At 71.3% G+C, this 25,017-nt stretch carries 21 protein-coding genes and 1 pseudogene; 14 read left to right on the top strand and 8 right to left on the bottom strand.

The window, feature by feature from the left end:
* The first annotated feature begins 7 nt into the window (after positions 1–7).
* The gene (locus OV079_RS06390) at positions 8–781 is read left to right on the top strand and encodes an ABC transporter ATP-binding protein (protein WP_267766847.1); all 774 of its coding nucleotides are present in this window, start codon (positions 8–10) and stop codon (positions 779–781) included.
* Between the two features lie 164 nt (positions 782–945).
* Here OV079_RS06390 and OV079_RS06385 read toward each other — a convergent pair whose 3' ends face one another.
* Together OV079_RS06385 and mqnB are read right to left on the bottom strand one after the other, a co-directional pair.
* Positions 946–1,764, bottom strand: a complete 819-nt coding sequence (locus OV079_RS06385; protein WP_267766846.1) for a 1,4-dihydroxy-6-naphtoate synthase — start codon at positions 1,762–1,764, stop codon at positions 946–948.
* Positions 1,761–2,390 carry a futalosine hydrolase gene (mqnB, locus tag OV079_RS06380; protein WP_267766844.1) on the bottom strand — a complete coding sequence of 210 codons (630 nt, stop codon included), beginning with the start codon at positions 2,388–2,390 and terminating at the stop codon, positions 1,761–1,763. The genes OV079_RS06385 and mqnB overlap by 4 nt, the downstream gene beginning before the upstream one ends.
* 316 nt (positions 2,391–2,706) lie before the next feature.
* Here mqnB and OV079_RS06375 point away from each other — a divergent pair, with 316 nt between their 5' ends.
* The 12 genes and pseudogenes from OV079_RS06375 to OV079_RS06320 all read left to right on the top strand — a co-directional run bounded on the left by OV079_RS06375 (position 2,707) and on the right by OV079_RS06320 (position 15,742).
* Positions 2,707–3,384 carry an HAD family hydrolase gene (locus OV079_RS06375; RefSeq protein WP_267766843.1) on the top strand — a complete coding sequence of 226 codons (678 nt, stop codon included), beginning with the start codon at positions 2,707–2,709 and terminating at the stop codon, positions 3,382–3,384.
* Between the two features lie 42 nt (positions 3,385–3,426).
* Positions 3,427–5,112, top strand: coding sequence for an SDR family oxidoreductase (locus OV079_RS06370; protein ID WP_267766841.1), 1,686 nt, complete (start codon positions 3,427–3,429; stop codon positions 5,110–5,112).
* A 4-nt stretch (positions 5,113–5,116) separates the two neighbouring features.
* A pseudogene (locus OV079_RS06365) lies at positions 5,117–6,260 on the top strand (SDR family oxidoreductase).
* Positions 6,261–6,270: 10 nt separating this feature from the next.
* Positions 6,271–7,752, top strand: coding sequence for a polysaccharide pyruvyl transferase family protein (locus OV079_RS06360; protein WP_267766840.1), 1,482 nt, complete (start codon positions 6,271–6,273; stop codon positions 7,750–7,752).
* Positions 7,749–9,383: an AMP-dependent synthetase/ligase gene (locus OV079_RS06355; RefSeq protein ID WP_267766838.1), complete on the top strand. Its 1,635-nt coding sequence runs from the start codon at positions 7,749–7,751 to the stop codon at positions 9,381–9,383. Before OV079_RS06360 ends, OV079_RS06355 begins: the two co-directional genes overlap by 4 nt.
* Positions 9,380–10,381: an enoyl-CoA hydratase-related protein gene (locus OV079_RS06350; protein WP_267766837.1), complete on the top strand. Its 1,002-nt coding sequence runs from the start codon at positions 9,380–9,382 to the stop codon at positions 10,379–10,381. The genes OV079_RS06355 and OV079_RS06350 overlap by 4 nt, the downstream gene beginning before the upstream one ends.
* A complete protein-coding gene (locus tag OV079_RS06345; RefSeq protein ID WP_267766835.1) occupies positions 10,382–12,097 on the top strand; it encodes an AMP-binding protein in 1,716 nt (571 codons plus the stop codon).
* Positions 12,098–12,173: 76 nt separating this feature from the next.
* Positions 12,174–13,082 carry a diacylglycerol/lipid kinase family protein gene (locus OV079_RS06340; RefSeq protein WP_267766834.1) on the top strand — a complete coding sequence of 303 codons (909 nt, stop codon included), beginning with the start codon at positions 12,174–12,176 and terminating at the stop codon, positions 13,080–13,082.
* Between the two features lie 4 nt (positions 13,083–13,086).
* On the top strand, positions 13,087–13,881 hold the full coding sequence (locus tag OV079_RS06335; protein ID WP_267766833.1) for a lysophospholipid acyltransferase family protein: 795 nt from the start codon (positions 13,087–13,089) through the stop codon (positions 13,879–13,881).
* A 443-nt stretch (positions 13,882–14,324) separates the two neighbouring features.
* On the top strand, positions 14,325–15,230 hold the full coding sequence (locus tag OV079_RS06330; protein WP_267766832.1) for an ADYC domain-containing protein: 906 nt from the start codon (positions 14,325–14,327) through the stop codon (positions 15,228–15,230).
* A 72-nt stretch (positions 15,231–15,302) separates the two neighbouring features.
* The gene (locus OV079_RS06325; protein ID WP_267766831.1) at positions 15,303–15,473 is read left to right on the top strand and encodes a hypothetical protein; all 171 of its coding nucleotides are present in this window, start codon (positions 15,303–15,305) and stop codon (positions 15,471–15,473) included.
* Positions 15,474–15,484: 11 nt separating this feature from the next.
* On the top strand, positions 15,485–15,742 hold the full coding sequence (locus OV079_RS06320) for a hypothetical protein (protein WP_267766830.1): 258 nt from the start codon (positions 15,485–15,487) through the stop codon (positions 15,740–15,742).
* 201 nt (positions 15,743–15,943) lie between these two features.
* Here the strand turns inward: OV079_RS06320 and OV079_RS06315 are convergent, their stop codons facing one another.
* From OV079_RS06315 to OV079_RS06290, 6 genes are all read right to left on the bottom strand, one after another.
* Positions 15,944–17,233, bottom strand: a complete 1,290-nt coding sequence (locus OV079_RS06315) for a DUF4388 domain-containing protein (RefSeq protein WP_267766829.1) — start codon at positions 17,231–17,233, stop codon at positions 15,944–15,946.
* A gap of 200 nt (positions 17,234–17,433) precedes the next feature.
* A complete protein-coding gene (locus OV079_RS06310; protein ID WP_267766828.1) occupies positions 17,434–18,888 on the bottom strand; it encodes an SGNH/GDSL hydrolase family protein in 1,455 nt (484 codons plus the stop codon).
* 529 nt (positions 18,889–19,417) lie between these two features.
* Complete coding sequence (locus tag OV079_RS06305; RefSeq protein WP_267766827.1) at positions 19,418–20,788, bottom strand: hypothetical protein; 1,371 nt, start codon at positions 20,786–20,788, stop codon at positions 19,418–19,420.
* Positions 20,789–20,794: 6 nt separating this feature from the next.
* Positions 20,795–21,781: an NHL repeat-containing protein gene (locus OV079_RS06300; protein ID WP_267766826.1), complete on the bottom strand. Its 987-nt coding sequence runs from the start codon at positions 21,779–21,781 to the stop codon at positions 20,795–20,797.
* 14 nt (positions 21,782–21,795) lie between these two features.
* Complete coding sequence (locus tag OV079_RS06295; protein ID WP_267766825.1) at positions 21,796–22,905, bottom strand: substrate-binding domain-containing protein; 1,110 nt, start codon at positions 22,903–22,905, stop codon at positions 21,796–21,798.
* Between the two features lie 694 nt (positions 22,906–23,599).
* Positions 23,600–23,887 carry a YciI-like protein gene (locus OV079_RS06290; RefSeq protein ID WP_267701966.1) on the bottom strand — a complete coding sequence of 96 codons (288 nt, stop codon included), beginning with the start codon at positions 23,885–23,887 and terminating at the stop codon, positions 23,600–23,602.
* A gap of 558 nt (positions 23,888–24,445) precedes the next feature.
* Here OV079_RS06290 and OV079_RS06285 point away from each other — a divergent pair.
* Positions 24,446–24,973: a Rid family hydrolase gene (locus tag OV079_RS06285; RefSeq protein WP_267766824.1), complete on the top strand. Its 528-nt coding sequence runs from the start codon at positions 24,446–24,448 to the stop codon at positions 24,971–24,973.
* Positions 24,974–25,017 lie beyond the last annotated feature (44 nt).

Here is a 25,017-nt window from a genome sequence, read left to right as displayed (position 1 = left end):
GCCGGACATGACCGAGGCGCCCGCCCTCGCCGCTCGCGGCCTGACCTGCCGGCTCGCCGAGCGGGTCCTCTACGAGGCCCTCGACCTCGACCTCCGGCGCGGCCGGATCTGCGTCGTCGCCGGCCCCAACGGCGCCGGCAAGTCGACCCTCCTGCGCACCCTCGCCGGGCTCGACCGTCCGCAGGCCGGCCACGTCGAGCTGCTCGGCGACCGCCTCGCCGCCCTCTCGCCGGCCGCGCGCGCCCGCCGGCTGGCCTATTTGCCGCAGCACTGCCCCGTCGAGCCCGACCTCCACGTGCGGGAGGTCGTCCTCCTCGGCCGGCTGCCCAACCTCCCGCGCTTCGGTCCGCCGCGCGCCGCCGACGCCGACGCCGCCGAAGCCGCCCTCGCCCGCCTCGGCCTCGCCGCCTTCGCCGAGCGCCCGATCGGCCGGCTCAGCGGCGGCGAGCGCCAGCGCGTCATGCTCGCGCGCATGCTCGCGGCCGAGGCCGCCGTCGTCATCCTCGACGAGCCGGCCGCCGGCCTCGACATCGGCCACGCCCTCGGCCTCTACCGCCACCTGCGGGCCCTCGCGCGCGAGGGCGTGGCGGTCCTCGTCGCCGAGCACGACCTCGACCTCGCCCGCCGCCACGCCGACGACGCGGTCCTGCTCGCCGCCGGCCGCGCCCGCGTCGGCGCCTGCCCCGACGTCTTCAGCCCGCAGCACCTCGGCGCGGCCTTCGGCGTGGTCGCCCACGAGCGAGACGGCCGCCTGTTCTTCGAGGCCCTGCCCGTGGGCTGACGTCCGCCCGTCGCCATCGCTACAGGCACTCGAGAGCATGTCCTCATGAACAGGCTCTCGAGTGCATGTCCTCCGAGCATATCCTCACGGACATGTCCTCGCGGCCATCGACCGCCGGGCCGCGCGTCCGCTCGGGGCACGCGGGGAGCGTCGCCCTCGCCCGCTCAGCGCGGCAACAGCCCCGCCGCCTGCCCGCGCGCCCGCAGCTCGGCCAGCGCCGCCGCCCCCTCCGCGCCCATCTCGCGCGAGAACTCGTTGACGTACAGCGCGATGTGCTGCCGGCACACCTCGTCGCTCAGCTCCTGCGAGTGCGCCTTCACGAACGGCCACGCCGCCGCCGGGTCGACCTCCGCCGCCGCGATCGACCGCGCGATCCCCTCCTCCACCGCCCGCACCTGCCCCGCGGGCAGCGAGCGGTGGGCCGCGATCACCCCGAGCGGCAGCGGCAGCCCCGTCGCCGCCTCCCACACCTCGCCGAGGTCCGCCACCTGCTCGAGCCCGTGGTCGCGGAACACGAACCGCGCCTCGTGGATCACCAGCCCCGCGTCGACCTCGCCCGCGGCCACCGCCGGCATGATGCGATCGAAGCGCATCGGCACCACCGTCACCGAGGCCGGCGCGAAGCAGCGGAGCAGCAGGTGCGCCGTCGTGTACGCGCCGGGGATGGCGATCTTCCGCCCCGCCAGCGCCGCGAGCTCCGTCGCCTCGCGCGCGACCACCAAGGGCCCGCAGCCGCGGCCCAGCGCCGCACCTGTCCGCAAGACCAGGTAATCGCGCTCGACCCAGTAAAGCCCGTGCGCGCTCAGCTTCGTCACCGGCAGCGGCGCCTCGCCGGCCAGCGCGCGCTCGTTGAGCGCCTCGATGTCGGCCAGCCACGGCAGCGGCCGCAGCCCCGGCACGAACTCCGGCACGCGCACCAGCGCGTCGAACATCCACGTGTCGTTCGGACACGGCGAGAACCCGATCGGCAGCGGCTCGCTCATTCGTTCCCCCAGTCCGCGGCCTGCAGTCGCAGCAGCGCCGCCTGCACCCCGGCCACCGCGCGCGGCAGGTCCCACCCGCCCGCGGCGCGTCGGCCGGTTCGATTGCTCACGCAGCGCAGCTGCACCCACGGCACCCCGAGCGCCCGACAGGCCCACGCCACCGCTGCCCCCTCCATCGTCTCCACCGTGGCCCCCGTGCCGCTGGCCAGCGCACGCGAGCGCGCGTCCGTCCCGCTGCAGGTGCTGACCGTCGCCCCGCGCACCACCGGCACCGCGAGCACCCGCGCCGCCGCGGCGGTGCGCCCCGCGTCGGCTTCGAACGGCCCGACCGACCCGAGCCCCAGCTGCGCCAGCGGCAGGAAGCCGTCGTCGACCGCCACCCCCTCGTCGCCCAGCCAGTCCTCGCCGACCAGGCACACGTCGCCGACGTCGAGCCTGCCTCCCGGGCCATGTCCTTCGGGATAGGCGCCGCAGACCCCGAACAGCAGCACCCACGCCGGCCGGCGCTCGATCAGCGCCTGCGTCATGCTCACCGCCGACGCCACCTTGCCGACGCCGAGGCGCAGCGCCGAGGGCAGCCCGCGGCCCTCGACATCGGCGGCGCAGACGAGCAGCGGCGCGGTCACGTCCGCAACGATAGCGCACCTCGCCGCGCGTCCCACCGGTGACGCCCCGACCGGTCTCACGCGGGAGCAATTTCTTAAACGCACGACCAATCGTCCGCGCCAACTACTTACTCGCGCGAGTAAACATCTCGTCCGCTCGCTACGCATCGCACCAAAGCCCCGCGGAGCGGCGCCAGGCCCCCTCTGCGCCCCGTCCTGCGAAGCCCCCTGCACGCGTAAAACGGCGTGCGCAGCGGCCTTCGCAGGCATTCGAGACGCCACGCGAATGCTTGTAACGCCGGCCTCGGGTGCGCTAACTAGGCCGCGAGCCTGGTCGATGACACAAACCAACACGGCAGCATTCGTCCGCGTCGAAGGCATCCTGCTCGCCCGCGGCGTGCTCAGCGCGGCGGCCTATCTGGCCGGCAACGCCAAGAAGTTCGGTGAGCGGGCCGTCCGCCTCGGCCTGGTCGGCCTCGCCGCCCCGGTCCACCGCCTGCTCGGTCAGACCGACCGCGCGCTGGCCCACCGCCTCGCCCACCTCGCCATCCGCGGCATGAGCCAGGACCGCGTCGAGGTCCTCTGCGAGGAGTACGCCGAGGATGTCCTGAAGGACACGATCCTCGATCAGGGCCTCGAGCTGCTCAAGCGCCTGCAGGCCGAGGGCCGGCGGGTCGTGCTGCTGTCGGACAGCATCGAGCCGATCATGAAGCCGCTCGCGCGTCACCTCAAGCACTACGACGAGCTCGTCTACAACAAGATCGAGTTCGAGGACGGCGAGGCCACCGGCAAGCTGCTCGACCCGGTCATCGGCTCGAACGTCGGCGGCCGCTGGCTCGACGACTACGCCGCCGCGCACGACCTCCAGCTCGCGCGCTGCGCCGCCTACGGCGCCCACGGCCCGGACATGCTGCTGCTCTCCCGCGTCGGCAAGCCGTGCGCCGTCAACCCCGACTTCGTCCTGCGCCGCAGCGCCAAGGACGCCGACTGGCCGATCATCGACTACCGCGACTGAGACTACGCGACTGACCTTGGGGACAGGAACCGGAGGACACCCGTGAACACGCCGATCTCGATCAAGCACAGCTACGCCGGCCGCCACGTCCTGCTCACCGGGGTCACCGGCTTCCTCGGCAAGGTCTGGCTGGCGATGGTCCTGCAGCACGTCCCGGACGTCGGCAAGATCTACGTGCTCACCCGCAAGAAGGCGCTGCGCCCCGCCGCCGACCGGTTCGAGCGCCAGGTCCAGACCTCGCCGTGCTTCCGCCCGCTGCACGAGAAGTACGGCGCCGAGATGAGCCGCTTCATCAGCGAGCGGATCGAGGTCGTCTCCGGCGACGTCTCGCTGCCCGACATGGGCGTCGAGGACCCGGCGGTGCTGGCCCGCCTGCGCCGCGACATCGACCTCGTGATCAACTGCGCCGGCCTCGTCGACTTCGACCCCGACCTGCGCGACGCCATGACGACCAACGTCGAGGGCGCCCGCAACGCCGCCAACTTCGTCGCCGCCTGCGACAAGGCGGTGCTGCTGCACATCTCGACCTGCTACGTCACCGGCAAGAAGAACGGCCTCATCCCCGAGGACATCCGCCCCGACCTCTCGCCCGCCGGCGATCCGTTCGACGTCGAGGTCGAGTGCGCCGAGGTCCAGGCCAGCATCGACGCCATCCTCGCCGAGCACGAGTCGCCGGAGATGGACAGGCGCGCCCACGACGACGCGGTCAAGCAGATCCGCGACAAGGGCGGCGACGAGACCAACGCGATGCTGGTGCGCAACACCGCCCGCCGGATCAAGCGCAACCTCTTGAAGGACGCGATGGTCGCCGAGGGCCAGCGCCGCGCCGGCCGCTGGGGCTTCACCAACATCTACACGTACACCAAGAACATGGCCGAGGCGTGGATCGCCCGCCGCCTCGATCCCGGCCGGTGGAGCATGTTCCGCCCCGCGATCGTCGAGAGCGCCATGAGCTACCCGTTCCCCGGGTGGAACCAGGGCTTCAACACCTGCGGCCCGCTGAGCTACGCGCTCGGCAGCTGGTTCCGCCACCTGCCGTGCAAGCGGGGCAACCCGTTCGACATCATCCCGGTCGACTACGTCTGCCGCGGCATGACCGTCGCCGGCGCCGCGCTGATGCGGGGCGCGCACGCGCCGGTCTACCAGTGCGGCAGCTCGGACCTCAACCTCCTCACCATCGACCGCGCCGTCGAGCTGGTCGCGCTGGCCCACCGCAAGCACCTGCGCACCCGCGGCGACACCACCCTCGACCGCGTCGTCAAGTCGCGCTGGGACGCGATCGCCGTCACGCCCGACCACCCGATGCGGATCGAGAACGTGCGCAAGATGACCGAGTCGGTCGACGAGTGGCTGCGCGACCCACCGAAGGGCTGGCCGGAGTTCATCCGCCGCCGGCTCGGCGACCTCGTCGAGCACACCGAGGACGCGCTCGAGGCGATCGACAAGATCGAGCGCATGTGCGAGCTCTACCTGCCGTTCATCCACGACAACTACTTCGCGTTCGTCACCCGCAACCTGCTGCGGCACCCCGTCGTCGAGCCCGAGTGGGACTGCGACCCGCGCAGCATCGACTGGCGCCACTACTGGATCGACGTCCACATCCCCGGGCTTCGCAAGTGGTGCTTCCCGCTGTTCGAGAACAAGACCCCCGAGAGCTACGCCCCGCGCCACCCCTTCCGCTTGCGCTCGCCCGAGGCCGCGCCCGCGCCCCACGCCGAGGTCGTCTGACACCATGGCCATCTTCCTCACCGGAGCCACCGGATACATCGGCTCGTACGTCGCCGCCGGGCTGCTCGACGAGCACCCCAGTGAGCGTCTCGCCCTCCTCGTCCGCGCCAAGGACCCGGCCGAGGCCGAGCAGCGGCTGTGGAAGTCCATGCAGCTGCACATGGACTTCCCGCGCTTCATCGACCTCGTCCGCACCCGCTGCGACCTGTACCTCGGCGACCTGACCTTCCCGGGCCTCGGCCTCGAGGCCGACGCGCGCGAGGCTGGTCCGCACCATGGACTCGGTCATCCACTGCGCCGCCTCGCTCAACCGCAAGTCGTCGAAGGCGTGCTTCAACGTCAACCTGCGCGGCACCCTGTCCGTCCTCAAGCTCGCGCGCGACGCCCGGGACCTGCACGGCCTGCGCCGCTTCACCGACATCAGCACGGTCGCGGTCGCCGGCGAGCGCAAGCACGAGGTCGTCACCGAGGACAACACCATCGACTGGGACAAGTCCGACTACGACCCGTACGCGCGGACCAAGAAGTTCTGCGAGCACATGCTGCACGAGCTGCTGCCCGACGTGCAGCAGCTGGTGCTGCGCCCGTCGATCGTGCTCGGCGACAGCCGCTTCCCCGAGACCACCCAGTTCGACATGGTGCGGGCCTTCGTCATGCTCGCCAAGCTGCCGGTGCTGCCGTTCCACCCCGACTGGCGGCTCGACATCGTCCCCGTCGACTACGTCTCCAAGGCGATCGTCACCCTGCACCAGCGCGACAAGCTGGCCCACGACGCCTACAGCCTGAGCTCGGGCACCGCCTCGCTGACCTACCGCCAGGTCGTCGACGCCATGCGCCGCGCCGGCCACCCGGTCAAGCACCGCTTCGTCCCCGGCCTCAACGGCGCCTTCAACCGCGTCGTCGAGACCGCCTCCAACACCCCGCGCGGCTGGGGCCTGTCGCTGCCGGCCTCGCTGCTCAAGGTGTTCCTGCCCTACCTCACCTTCGACACCGTGTTCGACAACCGCCGGGTCGTCGACGCCCTCGGCGAAGCGCCGGCGCCGTTCGACCGCTACGCCTACGGCCTCTACCGCTTCGCGGTCGACCACAACTTCAGCTACCCGTACCAGCCCTGGCCCGGCGGCGCCCAGGTGCGGCAGGTAGCCTAGCCCTTCGAACATGTCCAAGAGCGCACCCGTCAAGAAGACCACCAGCAAGATCTGGGACAAGGTCAAGGACGTCGTCGACCCCGACCGCGCCCTCCAGGCCACCGTCGCCGCCGCCATCGAGGGCGTCGCCGTCCGCAACGTCCTCGGCATGGCGCCCGAGACGTGGAAGCCGGGCAAGCCGCTCAAGCTGCTGCTGGCCGGCTACGTCGGCACGCGCAACACCGGCGCCGACGTCCGCGTCGAGGAGATGATCCGCCAGCTGCGCCACGTCGTCGGCGACGACCAGCTCGAGCTGACGATCATGACCGTCGATCCCAAGTTGACGCGCGGCTACTTCCGCGCCGTCCACCAGATCGAGCTGCCGGCGGTGTTCCCCAAGTTCATCGCCACCGAGTGCCCGAAGCACCACGGCGTCATCGCCTGCGAGGGCTCGATGTTCAAGTCGAAGTTCTCGAGCGCGCTGACCTGCTTCATGGCCGGCGCGCTCGGCCTCGCCAACGCCGAGAACAAGGTCAGCGTCGGCTACGGCGCCGAGGCCGGCAACATGACCCCGGCGCTCCGCGACTTCGTGCGCGACGCCTGCAAGAAGTCGCTGGTCATCTGCCGCAACGAGCCCTCGCGCAAGGTCCTCGGCGAGCTCGGCATCCGCACCACCAGCGGGGCCGACACCGCCTGGACCTTCGATCCCGCGCCGCTGTCCAGGGGTGCCCAGCTGCTGCGCGACGCCGGCTGGGACGGCCGCCAGAAGGTCCTCGTCGTCTGCCCGATCAACCCGTTCTGGTGGCCGGTCAAGCCCGACCTGCTCAAGTATGCCGCCTACAAGCTCGGCGGGCAGTACAAGCACGAGCACTACAGCGCCTTCTACTTCCACCACCACAGCGAAGCGGCCGACAAGAAGTACAACGCGTACATCCAGGCCCTGGCCGACGGCGTCAACGCCTTCGCGGCGGAGCGCGAGTTCTTCACCATCCTCGTCGGCATGGAGCAGCTCGACCGCCACGCTTGCGAGGACCTGCAGCCGCGGCTCGACCGCGGCGGCGCGCTGTTCGTCAGCGACGAGCACGACATGTACGACCTCGTCAGCGTGCTGCGTAACTGCAGCATGATGGTGAGCTCGCGCTTCCACGCGATCGTCACCTCGATGCCCGGCCTCGTGCCCTCCGCCGGCGTCACCATGGACGAGCGGATCCGCAACCTCATGAACGACCGCGGCCACCCGGACATGTTCTTCGAGGTCGACGAAGAGGGCCTCGGCGACAAGCTGCTGCACACCCTGCGCCGCCTGTGGCGCGACGCCGAGGGCATCAGCGCCGACATCGCCCGCGCCGTCCCGGCCCAGCTGAAGCTCATGGGTCAGATGGGCATCGACTTCATGGACGAGGTCGTCCGCGTCTACCCCGAGTTCCCGCGGCGCGACCTCCCGCGCACCTGGGAAGCCCACCTGCCGCCGCTGCCGCCGGGCGTGCAGCGCCTGCTGGAGCGCCACGCATGAGCGACAACTTCCTCGAAGTCATCCACGCCGCGGTCCAGAAGACCCGCGAGGATCAGCTCCTCATCGAGCTGCACGGCAAGGACCGCCGGCCGACCTCGGCCGCGCAACTGCTGCACCTCGTGGCCCACGCGCGCGGCTTTCTGCGCAGCCACGGCGTCAAGCCGGGCGACCGCGTCGCCCTGCTCGCGCCCAACTCGGCCCGCTGGGTCGCCGCCGACCTCGCCATCCTGTTCGAGGGCGCGATCGTCGTCCCGCTCTACAGCCGCCAGGATCCCAAAGAGCTGGCGGTCATGGTCAAGGACTGCACGCCGGTGCTCGTGATCGCCGACGGCTCCGAGCTCGCCGCCGGCCTGCGCGACGCCTGGCCCGAGCACTGCCCGATCGAGGACATGCTCGACGTCCTCGCCGGCGAGCCCGTGCACGAGCCGCCGCGACCGGTCGCGCCGACCGACCCGGTCACCATCATCTACACCTCCGGCACCAGCGGCGAGCCCAAGGGCGTCGTCCTCACCCGCGCCAACGTCGACTACATGCTGCCGCAGACCCGCGGCAGCGTCGACCGCATCACCGGCGGCAAGCGGGCCGACAAGGTGTTCCACTTCCTGCCGTTCTGCTTCGCCGGCTCGCGCGTCATGCTGTGGACGCAGCTGTACCGCGGCAACCCGCTGCTGCTGTCGACCGACCTGCAGAACCTCGTCGCCGAGATGGGCGCCGCCGATCCGCACTACTACCTCAACGTGCCGGCGGTGCTCGAGCGGATCAAGAACGGCGTCGGCAAGAAGATCGCCGAGCGCGGCGGCCTCGCCCTCGCCCTGTACGACCGCGGCCAGGCGGCCTTCCGCGCCGAGCGCGAGGGCAAGGCTGGCCTCTTGGACAGGCTCACTCTGGCCGCCGCCAAGAAGCTGGTCTTCAGCAAGATCAAGCAGCAGATCGGCCCCAGCCTCGAGTTCCTGATCTGCGGCTCGGCGGCGCTGGCCGAGGAGACGCAGTGGTGGTTCGAGCTGGTCGGCGTGCAGGTCTACCAGGTCTACGGCCTGACCGAGACCACCGCGATCGTCACCATGGACATCCCCGGCGGCGTGCGCCCCGGCTACGTCGGTCACGCCATCCAGGGCTGCGAGATCAAGATCTCCGACGAGGGTGAGCTGCTGGTGCGCGGCCCGGGCATCTTCGCCGGCTACTGGGGCCGCGAGCAGGCCACCGCCGAGGCGATAAGGGACGGCTGGTTCCACACCGGCGACCAGGGCGACCTCGACGCCACCGGCAACGTCCGCATCATCGGCCGCGTCAAGAACATCCTCGTCCCCGAGTCGGGCCACAACATCGCCCCCGAGCCGATCGAGGAGAAGTTCCTCGCCGCCTGCCCCAAGGCCGAGCAGTGCATGCTGGTCGGCCACGCGCGGCCGTTCCTCGGCATCATCGTCCCCGGCGACGTGCCCAAGGACGCCATCGACGCCGCGCTCGAGGTCGTCAACGCCAGCGTCCCGCACTACAAGAAGGTCCGCGCCTTCATCCGCGTGGCCGAGCCGTTCACGATCGAGAACGGCCTCCTCACCGCCAACCAGAAGCTGCGCCGCCGCGCCGTCGAGCAGCGCTACCGCGCCGAGATCGACAAGGCCTACGCGTCATGATCGACTGGACCTACAGCGAAGGCGTGTACGAGCTGACCCTCGCCAGGCCGCCGTGCAACGAGATCGGCACGGCCATGCTCGCCGATCTGCGCCGCTTCCTCGACCAGGTCGATCGCGACGCGCACACCCTGATCCTGCGCAGCGGCCTGCGCCAGGGCTTCTGCGCCGGCGCCGACCTGCGCGAGCTCTACCGCGGCCTCTCCGACGCGCCGAAGGATCAGCACGGGCCGCAGATCCGCCAGTTCATCGACGCCATCCACGGCGTCATGGACGACCTCGACATGCTGCCGCTGACCACCGTCGGCGTCGTCCACGGCGTCTGCTTCGGCGGCGGCTTCGAGCTCGCGCTCACCTGCGACGTCCTGATCGCCGAGAAGACCGCGCGCTTCTGCTTCCCCGAGCTGCGCCTCGGCATCATCCCCGGCTTCGGCGGCATCCCGCGGCTGCGCCGCGACGTCGGCAACGGCCTCATCCGCGACCTCCTGCTGAGCGGCCGCAGCATCAACGCCAAGAAGGCGCTGGCGGCCGGCCTCGTCAGCCAGGTCCTCGCCAGCGGCGAGGGCATCACCGCCGCGCGCGCTCGCGGCCCAGACCGCCAAGTTCGACAAGACCGCGCGCGAGGCCGCCAAGGCCTTCATCAAGAAGCTCCCGAAGGACGAGCTGCTCGCCGAGCGCGAGCTGTTCGTCCGCCTCGCCGAGGGCCCGGCGCTGCTGGCCGCCCTCAAGCGCTTCGTCGAGTCCACCGACCTGAGACCGTACCTGCCATGAGCACCTCCCTCGACACCCTCATCCGTCTCGCCGCCAAGCGCTTCGGCGCCGACCCGGCCCAGCTCCGCGCCGAGGACGACCTGTTCGAGCGCCTCGGCATCGACAGCTTCCAGGCCGTCGAGCTCATCTCGGACGTCGAGGACGAGTTCGACGTCGAGCTGCCCGACTACGAGCTCCAGGGGATCAAGACCTTCGCCGCGCTGGCGCAGAAGATCGACGCGAGGCGCTAGATGCTCGACCTGGGAAAGCTGTCCTGCCTCGGCGAGGCGCTGCGTGACGCCACCATCACGTACAAGAGCCGGACCGCGCTGATCGAGGCCGATCGCCACCGCGAGAACTCGCGCCACACCTTCGCCGAGCTGCGGGCCGCGGCCGAGCGGTTCGCCGGCGCGATTCAGGCCCACGGCTTCGGCCCCGGCGATCGCTGCGCGATCGTCATGCAGAACCAGTCGAAGTGGCTGATCGGCGCCACCGGGGCGCTGTGGGCCGGCGCCGTGCTGGTCCCGATCGACTACAAGCTGACCGCGCCCGAGCAGCACGCCCTGCTGGCCCACTGCCGCCCGCGCGTCGTCCTGGCCGAGTGGCCGGCGTGGGACAAGCTGCAGCGCGAAGATCCCTCGATCTTCGAGCGCACCCTCGTCATCGTCACCGAGGCCCCCGAGGGCGCCGGCATCGGCCGCGCCGTGCGCTGGGAGGACCTGCCCCAAGGAGCAGGTTTCACCTACCACGCCCGCGCCCGCGAGGACGTCGCCTGCATCGTCTACTCCTCGGGCACCGGCGGGACCGCCAAGGGCTGCCAGCTCACCCACGGCAACTACCTCGCCCAGGCCGAGACCCTCGGCAACCTCTACCCGCTGAGCGAGGGCGACCGCTACTTCTCGATCCTCCCCACCAACCACGCCATCGACTTCATGTGCGGCTTCCTGCTCGCGCTGATGATGGGCGGCGCGGTCGTCCACCAGCGCACCCTGCGGCCGGCCTACCTGGCCAGCACCATGAAGCGCTACGGCGTCACCCACATGGCGCTGGTGCCGACGATCCTCAAGACCCTCGAGAAGAAGATCAAAGAGAAGATCGCCGAGCTGCCGAAGTGGCAGCGGCTCGTGCTCGATGGTTTGATGGACCTCAACGAGTACGCCACCCGCCAGGCGCCCGACCACCGGCTCAGCAAGACCCTGCTCGCCCCGATCCACGAGTACTTCGGCGGCAAGCTGCGGCTCATGTTCTGCGGCGGCGCCTTCGTCGACCGCACCAGCGCCGAGTACTTCAACCGCCTCGGCCTCCCGGTCGCCATCGGCTACGGCCTCACCGAGGCCGGCACCGTCCTCACCGTCAACGACCTCAAGCCGTTCCGCGGCGACAGCGTCGGCAAGGCGGTCGAGGGCACCGAGATCGAGCTGCGCGACGTCAACGACGCCGGCGTCGGCGAGGTGTGGGTGCGCGGGCCCACGGTCATGCTCGGCTACCTCGACGCGCCCGAGCTGACGCGCGAGGCGATCGTCGACGGCTGGCTGCGCACCGGCGACCTCGGCAGCATCGACGCCGCCGGGCACCTCAAGCTGCTGGGCCGCACCAAGAACATGATCGTCACCGAGGGCGGCAAGAACGTCTACCCCGAGGACATCGAGGCCGCCTTCGGCGACATCGACGACTGCGAGGAGTTCTGCGTGTTCGCGGCCAACTTCATCTGGCCGACCGGCAAGATGACCGACGAGCAGCTCATCGTCGTCGTGCGGCCCAAGTCGGGCCTCGACGAGGCCGGCCGCGCCGACCTCGTCGACGCCTTCCGCAAGCGCAACCTCCGGCTCGCCGACTACAAGCGGATCTCCGCCTACGTGCTGTGGGACCGCGAGTTCCCGCGCACCGCCTCGCAGAAGATCAAGCGCGACCCGCTCGCCCGCGAGCTCAAGCCGCTCGGCCGCGACGTCGCCCTGCGCGAGCTGTGAACCGCCGCGGCCGCGCCGCCCCGTCCCGCGGCCACCCGCCCCTCCACGGCCCTCCGGGGCCTGATAGCATGCCCGCATGCACGATCCGGCCACCCTCCTCGCAGTCGTCAACCCAGCCGCCGGCGGCGGCGTGTGCGGCAAGCGGGCGCCCGCGGTCGTCGACCGGCTGCGGCAGTCGGGCATCAAGGTCGACGTCGTCGAGACGCGGGCCGCCGGTCAGGCCACCGAGCTCGCGCGCGAGGCCGTCGCGGCCGGCCGGCGCCACTTTGTCGCCGTCGGCGGCGACGGCACCAGCTACGAGCTGATCAACGGCATCTTCTCCGGCGCCCTGCCGGAGGGCGAGCGCCCGTCGCTCGGCATGCTGCCTCTCGGGACAGGTAACTCCTTCCTGCGCGACTTCACCGATCAGGGGGCCGAGTACGCGATCGAGGCGATCATCGCCGGCAAGACCCGGCCGTGCGACCTCGTTCGTTGCACGCACACCCGCGGCGCGCTGCACTTCATCAACATCTTCAGCATCGGCTTTGTCGCCGACGTCGGCGCCACCCGCAACCGCAACTTCTCGGCGCTGGGCGAGTTCGGCTACACGCTCAGCACCGTGCTGCGGGTGGCCGCGCTGCGGCCCTACACCTTCCCGATGCAGATCGACGGTCACCCCGAGGACCGCGAGCCGCTGACCTTCCTGTCGTTCAACAACAGCCGCTTCACCGGCGGCAAGATGATGATGGCGCCCGACGCCAACACGCGCGACGGCCTGCTCGACATCATCCGGGTCGGTCGCCTCGGCCGCGTCGGCCTGCTGCGCACCTTCCCCAAGATCTTCAGCGGCACGCACGTGCAGCACCCGGCCGTGCGCTGCTACCAGGCCCCCGGCCTCGACCTCCGCCTCGCCGAGGACATCGACGTCATGGTCGACGGCGAGATGATCAAGATAAACCCGCGCCGGCTGGAGGTCGTCCCCGGCGCCCTCGACGTCCGGACGTGATGTAATGGTGTTCAAGATCCTCAAGAAGGCAGCTCAGGTCGTCTACTCGGCCGCGGTGTGGACCGCCTCGTTCGCGTGGATGGGTGCCGTCGCCGTCACGTGGGCCGCGGTGTCGACGGTGGTCCCGTCGCGCAAGACCCACAACTACATCGGCGGGCCCGGCATGGGCGCGGTCCTCAAGATCACCCTGTCGAAGGTCGAGATCATCTACGACCCCGACTTCGACCCCGAGCGGCGCGGCGTGTTCATGATGAATCACGTCAACCTGCTCGACGCCCACGCCGCCTGCGCCTCGATCCCGCACGCCTTCTGCGGCCTGATGAACGCCTGGCAGTTCAAGATCCCGATGTACGGCTGGATCATGAAGCTGGCCGACGGCATCCCGGTGCCCGACGGCAAGAACCGCTACCGCGCCATCGCCGAGGCCGCGCGCGACCGGGCCAAGAAGGGCATCTCGATCCTCGCCTTCCCGGAGGCCCACCGCACGCTCGACGGCAAGGTCGCCGAGTTCAAGCGCGGCGTGTTCTGGATGGCCCGCATCGCCGGCCTCCCCGTCATTCCGCTGGCCACGCACGGCATGTACGATCTGATGCAGAAGGGCTCGTACCTGCTCACGCCGACCAAGATCACGATCTACGTCGGCGCCCCGATCGAGACGAAGGGCCTGTCCGACGCCGAACTGGCCGAGGTCATGGAGCGCGCCCACAAGATCATCGCCGACTTCGCGGAGCGCGGCATCGTGCCCGGTCGCGCCGCGCCGATCCCCTCCGATGCCACGCCGATCGCCTCCGGCGCCTGAATCGCCCGAGTCGGCGATCGGGGTCGGTGATTCCTCCGTCTGCAAGTCGCGGCGGCGGAGATGTGGGACCCGGGTCATCGCGGCAGTGTGACGGCCATCGCCCGCGTCACACTGCCGCGATTTCCTTTCGAGATTCCGGCCACGCGCGCGACGGCGCCGCGTGGCATTGCTCGTTCGGTCCCGGGTGTGTGTGACGGACGCACGAACCGTGGAGCCATCGAACGGGCCGCACACGGAGACGGCTGGGTCCGCCCGTGCGCACGGATTTCGGTCACCTTGCGCGCCCGAAGGACCTCGATCATGCCGAGAGGTCAGGAGAAGATGGGACCATGACTCGAGGGATTTGGCTGGCACTGGTCGGTTCGGTTGTGGCCTGTGATGTCGTCGATAACGACGTTCAAACGGCGGTTACGCTGCGAAGCGACGTCGGTAACGGACTCGAGTTGAACTCCGCTCAGATGAACGGGACGCAGTTCAACGGCATGCGCATGAACGGGATCAACCTCAACGGGATGCGCATGAACGGTTGGACCATGAACGGGATCAACCTCAACGGCATCAACCTCAACGGCAGCAGCTTCTCGGCCACCATGGTCGTCGACGGCACTCCGGTTCAGGTGAGCGGCGACGACCTCATCGGCTCGCTGCTCAACCTCGAGGCCGGCACCGACACCTACGTCCTGCGCTTCGACGACATCTTCCTCGACCCGGCCGACCCCGACGGCGACGTGTGGTTCTATGACATCGCGGTGCAGGACGTGGAGGCCGGCACCTGGTCCAGCCTCTGCTACGACCACCTCGGTCAGCCGACCCAGGCGATCGCCATCGCCAACTGGTGGGACGGCGCCACCGGCGACCGCAACGACGACGCCAGCGTCGTCACCTTCGCCTGCCGCGACGCCGTGCTCGCCAAGTGCGTCGAGTGGGGTTATCGCCCCTGGGCCACCGTCGGCGGCGTCTCCCTCGCCGACCACCACCAGGCGTGCACGCGGCTGGCCCGCGCCGACTACTGCGGCGACGGCACCCCGCACACCTTCACCGGCACGCCGATCGACGTGTTCGACGGCCTCAGCCCGGCGATCCAGAGCCCCGCGACCCTGACCCTGCAGAACTGGGGTATCGAGGCCGAGTGGGGCCCGGACGGCGCGGTCTGTGTCGGCGATCAGCGGCGCCTCAAGATGCTCGACGACGCCGGCGTCCCCTACGAGTACCCGCTCTGCTTCGACGCCCTCGACGACATCCCGACCTGCGGCGACTTCGACAGCGGCCGCGGCGGCCTCCTGGCCGATCGCTACTGCGACCTGTGGCAGTCCGACCCGGGCGCCTGCGACGGCTCCCAGCCGGAGTGAGCCGCACGACGCCGTGAACCTGGCCCCTCGGCCAGGTTCCGCACTTGACCGCCTCCCGTGGTATGGAGGCGCATGAGCCGGATCCGGATCGGCGACACCACCTGGACCTTCCGCAGCGCCTCGCTCGAGCTGTACCACTGCCTCGCCCCCGAGGCCGACTGGAACCTCGCGCTGGACCACGCCGGCGCCACGCTGTGGCTGGCCGGCACCGTCATCCGGGGCCGCGCTCGCCCGAGGCGCTGATCGGCGCCGAGGTGTCGGTCGACCTGCGCTCGCTCGACGAGGTCGCCGGCGCCCTGCTCGGCCGCGCCGTCACCCTCTACCCTGGCGGCCAGGACGTGTGCGCGCTCGGCTTCCGCATCGCCGCCGCGCCCGGCGGCGTGCGCCTGGCGGCCTCCGCCCGCTGCGACTGGGACGGCTACCTCCAGACCTTCGACCACGGCCAGCCGGTCGACCTCGAGCTCGACATCGACGCCGCCGTCGTCGCCCTGCACCCCGACAACCTGCCCTGAGAGGCATGCTCGAGCGGCCAGGTCTGCTTGAACATGTCCGCATGGACATGCTAGGCCGGTCCGCGCCGAGGTGAGCGCGCTTCGCCCGCGGCGACGGCCCGTGGACCCTCGACGACCCCGGCCCGATCATCGAGGGCAACGTCTACGACCCGCCGCTCCCGTGATCGGCGGGGTGTGCACATTTGCTGTCGACGCCGCGGCTCACTTGTTGAGGCGGAACATCCCCGACTGGCTCGCGGGGCGCAGCTTGGCCAGCAGCGGCTCGACCTCGCGGCTCAGGGCCTGCTCGTCGGCCTTGCCGATCGAGGCGCCGCACGACAGCAGGGCGAACGCCACGTAGTCGTACATCATCTCGCGGACCAGCACCTCGGGCTCGCCGCCGAGGGCGCGGCAGGTCTGGCTGGCGTTGCGGTCGATCATCTGCCCGTTGAAGCCGCCGTGCTCGAACGGACCTGCCCCGCGGAACAGGTCGTCGTAGGAGCCGCGGGCGAACCCGGCCATCGCGTTGCGGAACACGGTGCCGCGGCCGGCCATGTCGGCGCGCTGGTGGATCGCCCGCAGCGCCGTGTTGGCCAGCTCGACCGCCTCGGCCGCCCCGCCGCGCAGCCGCGGCGGCAGGATGATCACGTGCTGCGACTGCGTCAGCTGGAACAGCATCTCCGTGACCTGGAACTCGCCGAGCCCGGTCGAGCGGCCGAGCGCCTCGACGCTCTGGGTCCCGTCGATCGCGTTCCACAGCGGCATCACCTCGTTGCCCGGGGCCAGCGCGCCCGGCCGCTTCTTCGGGATGTACTGCGACGACGGGATCCACGGGCGGAAGTAGCGGATGCCGTCGAGGCGCACGATCAGGTGCATCAGCAACGACGTCGCGCTGTGGACCTGGCGGAACGGCAGGCGCGAGTCCTCGTAGCCGTCGAGGAACGCGTAGAGGCCGTCGTCGGCCATCAGCACCGAGAACACGACCTCCTCGACCTGGCGCCCGAGCAGGCTCAGCACCTGCTCTTCGGTGAGGGCGCCCATCGCCACCGCGGCCACGCCGAAACGCTCGCCGGTCTTGCGGGCCCGGATCAGCACGTCGCCGAGGACCTCCTCGTGGACCACGCCGAAGCGGTAGGCGATGTTGCCGAGCAGCTCGTCGCCCGCGTCCGACTGCACGCCGACGATCGAGCCGTGCTCGAAGAACAGGCTGCGCGAGTGCTCCGAGTCCTGCACCACCAGCTCGCCGCGCCAGCCGACCTGCGCCAGCAGGGCGATCACGTCGGCCATCGCCCCGGGCCCCGTGATCTCGCCGGCGATCCGGACCACCGCGCCGTCCTCCCGGTCGCGCCGGCCGTCGGCGCCGACGTAGCGCATGAACACGAGGTGCCGCGGGGACGGCATGACCCGGAACGCGCCTTCGCGGGTGCGCATCCGCTGCGTGGCGACCTCGCCCAGCGGATGCGCCGCCCCCGTCCCGTCGATCCAGACCAGCTCGTCCTGCGCGTGCTTCATGGGGTTCGGGGCCGCACTGTAACACCTGTCCGTCCCGTTCTCACCCTGGCGCACGCGGCCCCCGGCCCGGGCGGCCTCGCCCGAGCGCGCGGGCCGTGCCGCTGCGCATGGATTTTGCCGCCTGCTCTTTGGGTCAGCCGACCCCAGTCCTGCACTAGCGCCCTCGGGCGGCCACGCAGGCGCCCGGAGCGGGATCGCGCTCAGGCCTCGGGCAGCACCACGAGCCCGAACTCGCCGGGCGTCGCGGTCCCGAGCGTGTCGACCACGATGTAGTACGTGCCCGGCTGCAGCGGCCCCTCGAGCTCGCGGTCGGCTCGCTTCACGCAGGTGCCCGCGTCGGCCAGCGTCATCAAGTGGAGGTCGACGTCGACGTTGCCCTGGTCGAACACCAGCGCGCGGATCTTGGTCGCCTCGGCGATTTCCAGCTCGTAGACGAACTCGGGCCCGTCCTCGCCCATCGACATGCAGGCGCCGGCGTAGGCGTCGATCTCGTCGCTGGGGCTGTCGGCGGTGCTGCGCATGTCGGCGAACGGCAGGCCCGGGATCACGATCGGCTCGGCGAGCGTGCCGGCGCCCAGCAGCGTCGGCGCCGACGCGTCGGGCGGCGCGGCGCCGTCGACCACCACCGGCTTGACGCGCGCGAGCGCCTCGAGGGTCACGAGGTTACGGCGGTTGTAGCCGCTGGTGATGCCGGCGAAGCCGAACGCGCACGGGGTCGGCGTGACCATGTCGCCGCCGAGCGCGACGCTGAGGTCGATGCCGTCGGCCGCGAGCCCGGAGCCCGGCAGACCGGCCAGGACCAGGTTGAGGTCGATCAGCGGGATCTTGCGGCCCTGCGCGAGCGCGCGGACGAAGGCGTTGTAGCGCGGCACGTAGACGTCGATGCCGGCCGGCATCGTCCGCGTCGGCATGGTCGACAGGACCGGGATGGTGCCGCCGGCGATCAGCGCGTCGACCACCGCGGTGAGGTTGTCGGCGAACGTGAACACGCCCTCGGGCGGCGGCACCTCGAGCTCGGCGGTGCCGAGCAGCACCAGCGCGAAGCGAGGGCTGATCGCGGTGACCTCGTTGGCGAGCGGCGACGGCATCCCGGCCAGCACGTCGGCCCCGCCCCACCCGGCCATCGCCGCCGCGCTGACGCGGCTGAACGACGTCGCGCCCATGCCCGCCGCCGTCGCGTTGAAGAAGTCGACGGTCGGCTGCAGCTCCGCCGGCAGCTCCATGACCTGCATGGCGTCGGCGAGGCAGTGCATGAAGTTGGTGCTGGCGGTGCTCGAGCCGCCGACCTTGGCGAACACGCCGTCGGTCTTCGCCCCCTTGGCCTTGATCGCGGCCAGCGACGCGGCGACGTCGGCGGTGATCGGCGAGTGGATCTCGTCGAACGGGTAGTACTCGCCGAGCACGGTGGGCTCGCCGGTGGTGGTGGTCGCGGTGTCGTCGGTCTCCGAGCTCAGGGTCTCGCCGTCGCTCGTGCTGGTGGTCGTCGTCCCGCCCGTCTCGGTCGTCGTCCCCGAGGTGGTGGTCGGCTCGGTCGAGGTCGGCATCGCCGTGGCCGCGGTCGTGCCGAGGGTCCCGCTGGTGTCGCCGTCGAGCGGCGCTCCCTGTGCGCACCCGACCGCCAGCGCGGCGACCGGTCCGATAATCCATCGCGTCATGGCCCGGCAGGGTACACCATGTCGGCCGCGTAACACGCCGCGCCGGCCGCCCCGAAAGGCCCGGGAGCGCGCCTGGGCGAGTCCCGCGGGCTGTTCGGCGAACGCAGGTGCGCGCCCGCGGGCGGCCCGAAGCGCCCTTCAGCGCCCACTCGGGCGTCCCCGCGCGTCTTCGCAACCGCGGCACAACCTGTCCTCCCGGACATCCCCGCATCGGGGCCGCACGGACGCCGCGCATGCAGGCGGAGGCCCGCGGAGCGCCGCCCGATCTCAGGGTCCGTGGCGCGACAATTGCCTCACGCATGCACTTCCGGACATGCTTTGAAGACCATGTCCCCCCGATCTCCGGGAGAGGAGCGACATGGCCTCACGGACAGGTCGACCTCGCACCACGCGTCGCCCCGCCGTGACGCCCGCGCGACGCCGACGAATTCGCCCGCGACGCCCAATCCTGTCCTGATGAACATGCCCCTTCGGACACGTCAATCGCCGCGCCCGGCGCGGCCGAGGAAGAAGCCGGCGATACCGCCGGTCACGCCCCACGAGGTGGCGCGGGGATCTCGGGGATCGCGGTCTCCAGGCGCTGCCAGTTCACCGCCGCGAACACCCGCAGGTGCTGCAGCAGCACCCAGTTCACGCCGGCCGACGTCGCGGTGATGCCGTTGCCGACCACGTCGCGGGCGCCGACGCGGAAGCGCTCGAAGCGGGCCGACAGCTCGACCGCGCTGTCGCGCACGCGGCGGCTCGCCAGCCGCGGCAGCAGCGTCGCCGGGTCCTTGTCCTGGCCCGTCACCACCGCGCCGACCTGGGCGTAACCGCCGGCGCCGATCAGCTGGGGCAGCGGGTCGCCGGGCGTGAAGGGGTCGCCGTCGGTGTCGCGCTCGCGCGAGTCGTAGGTGTAGAAGAACTCGCCGCGGGCCGAGAGGAAGCGCCAGAACAGCCCGCCGCCGGCGGTGAAGCGGCGCGACGCGCCCGTGCTCGGCAGGCCGTGGAAGAAGTCGAAGGCGAACGCGGTGGTCACCGTCGGCGTGAAGCCGTTGGTCTTGTGGTAGGCGAACACCGACGCGACCAGCAGGAGCTGCGGGCCGCGCCGCAGGAACGCCAGCGGACTCAGCTGCACCTTGCCGGCGAACGCGATCTTGGTGTTGTTGGCCTCGCGGTTCTGGCCGATGCCGGAGAACACCGCGGCGGTGACCTCGGCCCAGCGCCAGAAGTCGTAGGCCACCTCGAGCCCGACCTGTCGCCCGGGCGTGGCCGCCAGCATCGACAGCGGCGCGCGCGGCAGCTCGTCGACCAGGTCGGGCGCGTTGAAGCGCAGGCCGAACGGCGCCTTGAACTGGCCGGCGCGCAGCCGCAGCCGCGGCGCCGCGGCCCAGGCGATGAACGCGTCGAACAGCTGCGGCCCCTTGGCCTGCGCCGCCTCGATCGTCACGAACGCGGTGACCGGCCCGATCTGGACCCCGCCGCCGATCCGCGCCCCCGCCAGGCTGATGTTGCTGTAGCCCTCGCGCGGCGCCGAGTACCCGGTCGCGTCGGTGCGGATCCACCCGTACGGGAAGAACTGCAGCCGCTCGCGCAGCGGCGGCCTGGCTGTCCCCGAGGGCATGTCCTTCGAGGCATCCCGGGCGGGAGCGCCCGTCGGCGCGACAGGGCCCGCCGGGACGGGACCCGCCGGGACGGCGCCGCCAGGTTCGCCCGTCCCCTGCACGGCGGTCGAGGTGGTCTCGACGACAGGCCCCCGAGGACCTGTCGCTTCAGACATGTCCTCCGGGGCACTGCCGCCGCCGGCCGCCGCCGGCACCCGCGGCGCCGCCTCGCGGCTCTCGGGCACCGGGACGCTGGTGATCTCGTCGGCCGGGGCGGCCCCCAGCGCCGCGGCGAGGATGAAGGTCGTCGCGTCCACGGGCGCTCAACAGGCCGGCATGACCACGATCTGCTGGGTGTCGCGGGCGGACACGAAGATCCGGCTGACCCCGTCGAAGGCGATCCCGCGCGGCTCCCAGTCGCCCTCCGCGACCGTCGAGATCGTCCCGTCCCCGGTCACGCGATAGACGCGGCCGGTGCTGTTGGCGGTGTCGTACGACAGCACCAGCAGTGCCCCGTCGGGCGTCGTCTCCATCAGGTCGAGCGACTCGAACTCGTCCGACACCAGCGTCAACGCCGGCGCCGCGGCCTTCAGATCGAGTTTGAACAATTGCCGCTGTGACTGGTCGCCGACGAACAGGGTGTCGCCGAGCACCGCGATCCCGACCGGCTTGCTGAGGCCGCCGACGATCATCGTCTCGACGCCGGCGACCGGATCGACGCTGGCGATCCAGCCGGTGTACACGTCGTCGGCGTCGCGCGAATACGTGGCCACGTAGAGCAGCCCGCGCGCGTCGTCGTAGTCGAGGCCGACGCGGCGCCACTCGTCGTCGACGCCCGCGAGCGCCTCTGCCTCGCCGTCGGGCCCGAGGCGGAAGATCGCCCCCAGCCCGGGCATCCCGAAGCCGAAGCGCGGCAGGTAGAGCGTGCCGTCGGCGGCGAAGTCGAGGTCGCCGAGGCCGTCGGAGCCGGGATCGCCGGAGGGGTTCGGGATCTCCGCGAACACCTCCGTCGCCCCGTCCTCGTCGCGCACCAGCACGCGGTTGTTGTCGTCGTCGGCGATGTACAGCTTCTGCTCGTCGACACGGTAGTAGAGCCCGTTGGGCTCGGCCTGCACGTCGATGCGGTACGTCGGGAACGTCTCGCACTGCGCCGGCGCCCCGGTCGTCGCGTCCGTCGTCGGCGCGTCGGCGGTCGCCTCGCTCGCGGCCCGCGTGGCGTCCGTACCCGCCTCGCTCTCGGTCGCGGTCGTCGCGGCCTGCGGCACACAGGCCGCCAGCGCCGCAGTCATCGTCCACACGCGTGTCTTCATGATCTGCTCCAAGGTCAGGCGGCGTCGAGCTCCGCCACGCGGTCGCCGCAGCCGCGCACGTCGTAGCCGAGCGACGACAGCTCGCGGCGGAACGCCGCCGAGGTCATCGCGTCGAGGAATCGTTCCAGCCGCGGGTCGGCCAGCAGGGCCCGCGGGATCGCCAGGTCGTAGCGCTCCTCGGCCAGCGGCACGAACTCGAGGCCGAACGCGATCGCGGCGTCGCGCGTGGCCACGCCGACCTCGCCCGCCCCGCTGGCGATCGCCTGCGCCACCTCGAGGTGACCGCTCGCCCGCACCGGCGCCGCCCCGGCCAGCGCCGCCGACAGGCCCGCGCGCAAGAGCTCGCGCTCGAGCAGCCGCCGCGAGCCCGAGCCGGTCTCGCGCGCGACCAGCCGCAATCCCCGGCGCCCGAGGTCGGCCGCGCCGCGGATCTTCCGCGGATTACCGGGCGCCAGCAGCAGCCCCGCCTCCCACCGCGCCAGAGTGATCAGCACGATCGCCCCGGCCGCGTGCTTGCGGACGTCGGGCACGTTGGCCTCGCCGGTGCGCCCGTCGATCAGGTGCACCCCGGCCACGTGCGTGTGCTCGGCCGCCAACGCCGCCAGCGCCTGCGTGCTCGAGCGCGGCAGCCACATCACCCGCCCCGCCCCCGCGCGCCCGCTCAGGCGATCGGCCAGCACCCCCAGCGCCGCCGCGCAGCCCATGACGATCAGGTTGTCCTGCGCCTCGGCCCGCGGCCGCACCAGCTCGACCTGGACCCGCCCGCGTCGCTTCGGCGGCTCCGCCACGATCGCGTCGGCCGCCAGCCGCATCGCCTCGCCCGCCAGCGGATACGTCACCCAGCGCCCGCCGAGGTGGGCCAGCGCGACCCGACCGGCCTGCACCGGCCCGACCGGCTCGGCTTCGACGCGCAGCTCCGCGTCCGCGAGCGCGAACAGCTCCTCGACCCGACAATCCAGCGCCCGCGCCAGCCGCAGCGCCACGTCGACCGCGGGCGTCGCCCGCCCGGCCTCGATCGCCCCCACGCTCTGCCGCGACAGGCTGGCCGCCGCCGCGAGCTCGCTCTGCGACAGACCACGGGCCTCTCGCACCGCCCGCACCCGGTTCGGCTCGCTTTCGGACATGACGCGTATTCTTTCCACGATGGAAAGCATGTTTGTCAAGCGCCCATCGACCCTCGCCGGGGGTCGGCTCGTCCGTCGCCCCTGCAAAAACGTGCAGCCCCCGGCTGCGTGCGCGAGAGGCTGTCCCTTCGGTCATGTCGCGTGCGGCCATTGCTCCGCGCCTCACCGCGGACCGCGGCGACGTCTGCCTCGACCCGTCATGACCTGGGACAGGGAGAGCTCACTGGATTCACCGTCGAAGCACCGGACGCATCGCCACGGGCCGGTACGACCTCGATGCGCTGCACGGCCCTCGCGCCGGGCGCCGCGGACCACGACGACGTCCGCCTCGACGCACCGCCCAGCTTTCCCGTCTCCGTGCGCCGCGGACCGAGGCGACGCCTGCCTCGAAGCGCCGCGACGGCCCTCCGTCTGCGGTCGCCGCGGGGCCCAGTCGGCGCTCACCTCGAAGTGCGCCGACCGCCGCCTCGTTCGAGGGCCTGTCCGATCGACCAGGCATCTTCGTGAGGCCCGTCCTCACGACGGCGTCTGCAGGGCTGCAGCGTCGTCCCGGAGCGAGCCCCAGCGCCGCCACCACGAGCCGGAGCGCCGCGACGCACGCGCCGCATCGCCCCTGGCAACCGAGCAGAGCAGCTCAGGCCGCCGCCGGGCGGCCAACCTCGCAGGGCCCTGGCCTCGCCGCGCTCGCCGGTCTTCAGCCCGCGAAGTCGGCCCCGATCACGACCGTCCAGGGCCTCACGGTCCAGCGGCGGACCAGCCCTTCCCGGACGTAAGGATCGGCGTGGGCGAACGCCTCCGCGGCGGACGGGTCGGGCCCGCGGAACACCAGCAGGGCTTCGTCGGCCGGCTCGGCCAGCGCGCCGCCGAGCCGCAGCTCGCCGCGCTCGACGGCCGCGCGGGCCAGCGCCAGGTGTTCGGGCCGCAGCGGCGTACGGCGTTCGAGGTAATCGTCGACGAGTTCGTAGCGGAGCACGAAGTACATCGCAGGCGAGCATATCCGGACGGCCGCGTCCGGGGTCGTCCGGGCCGCGCGGAAGCGCTGAAAACATGTCTCTTCCGCCACGGCCGAGGGCGCCGGACAGGTGACCGCGCGCGGGGTCGACCGCCATCGACGAGGGGCGTCACGACCCACGCGGTGCGACGTCCTCGATTGACATTTGCGCGCCCCCGGATTCGCCGACGAGCGCTCGCACTATATACATTGTGGGGCGCGCCCTCGCCCGCGATTCGTCGCACGCGGCTGTGGACAGGCCCGGCCCGAGAGTGAGCCGCGCGGGCCGGCATCTGCCGCCCCGCGAAACAATGATCATAGGTGAATCCTCGGCGCGCCGACAGATGCGCCATGAACCCGGCCTGCGCCCGAAACCACCTGTCAGCCGCCGTGGGTGAAGTGAAGCAAGGTACGCGGCGCTGCCCCAAAGTTGATGCATGCGCATCGACGGCGATTGACACGAGTATCACCGGCGCCGTAACGTGTCCTGGTTGGAGGTGTGGGATGCAGCGGCCAGTATTCATTTCGACGATTCTCCTCGCGCTCTCGATGTCGATCGCGGCGCCTCAAGTAGTATCGGGTAACGGCTGGGGTCACGGTAACGGCAACGGCAACGGCTGGGGTCACGGCAACGGCAACGGCAACGGTAATAACAATAACGGCGACTTCAAGAAGATCGCGGTGCCGAACCCGGAGGCGCCCGACTTCGGGGCTATCTTCAATTGGGGCCTCAAGCTGCGGAACATCGACGAGCTGTTCCTCATCGCCGGCCACGGCGCGCACGACTCGAACGGTCAGATCATGTTCCCCGGCGACGCCGTCGGGCAGACGCAGTACATCCTCGACCACTTCGACGAATATCTCGACGACGCCGGCTACGACCGCAAGGACATCATCCGCATCGAATTCACGATGACGACCGACGTCACCGACGGCGAGTTCAACGCGATCCTCGGCCTGTTCGCCGACTACTTCGCCCCCGTGAACATCAAGCCGGCGGCCGGAACCCTGCGGATCGTCGACGCCCTGGCGATCCCGGGCATGCTCGTCGAGTACGAGATCTGGTGCGCCAAATAGCTCGCGCGCTCGCGTGACCCGGCCGCTCCGTCCGCATCGTCGCC

The sequence above is a fragment of the Nannocystis pusilla genome, assembly GCF_026626665.1.
Lineage (GTDB): Bacteria > Myxococcota_A > Polyangia > Nannocystales > Nannocystaceae > Nannocystis > Nannocystis pusilla.
This window is presented reverse-complemented; position numbering and strand designations above follow the sequence as displayed.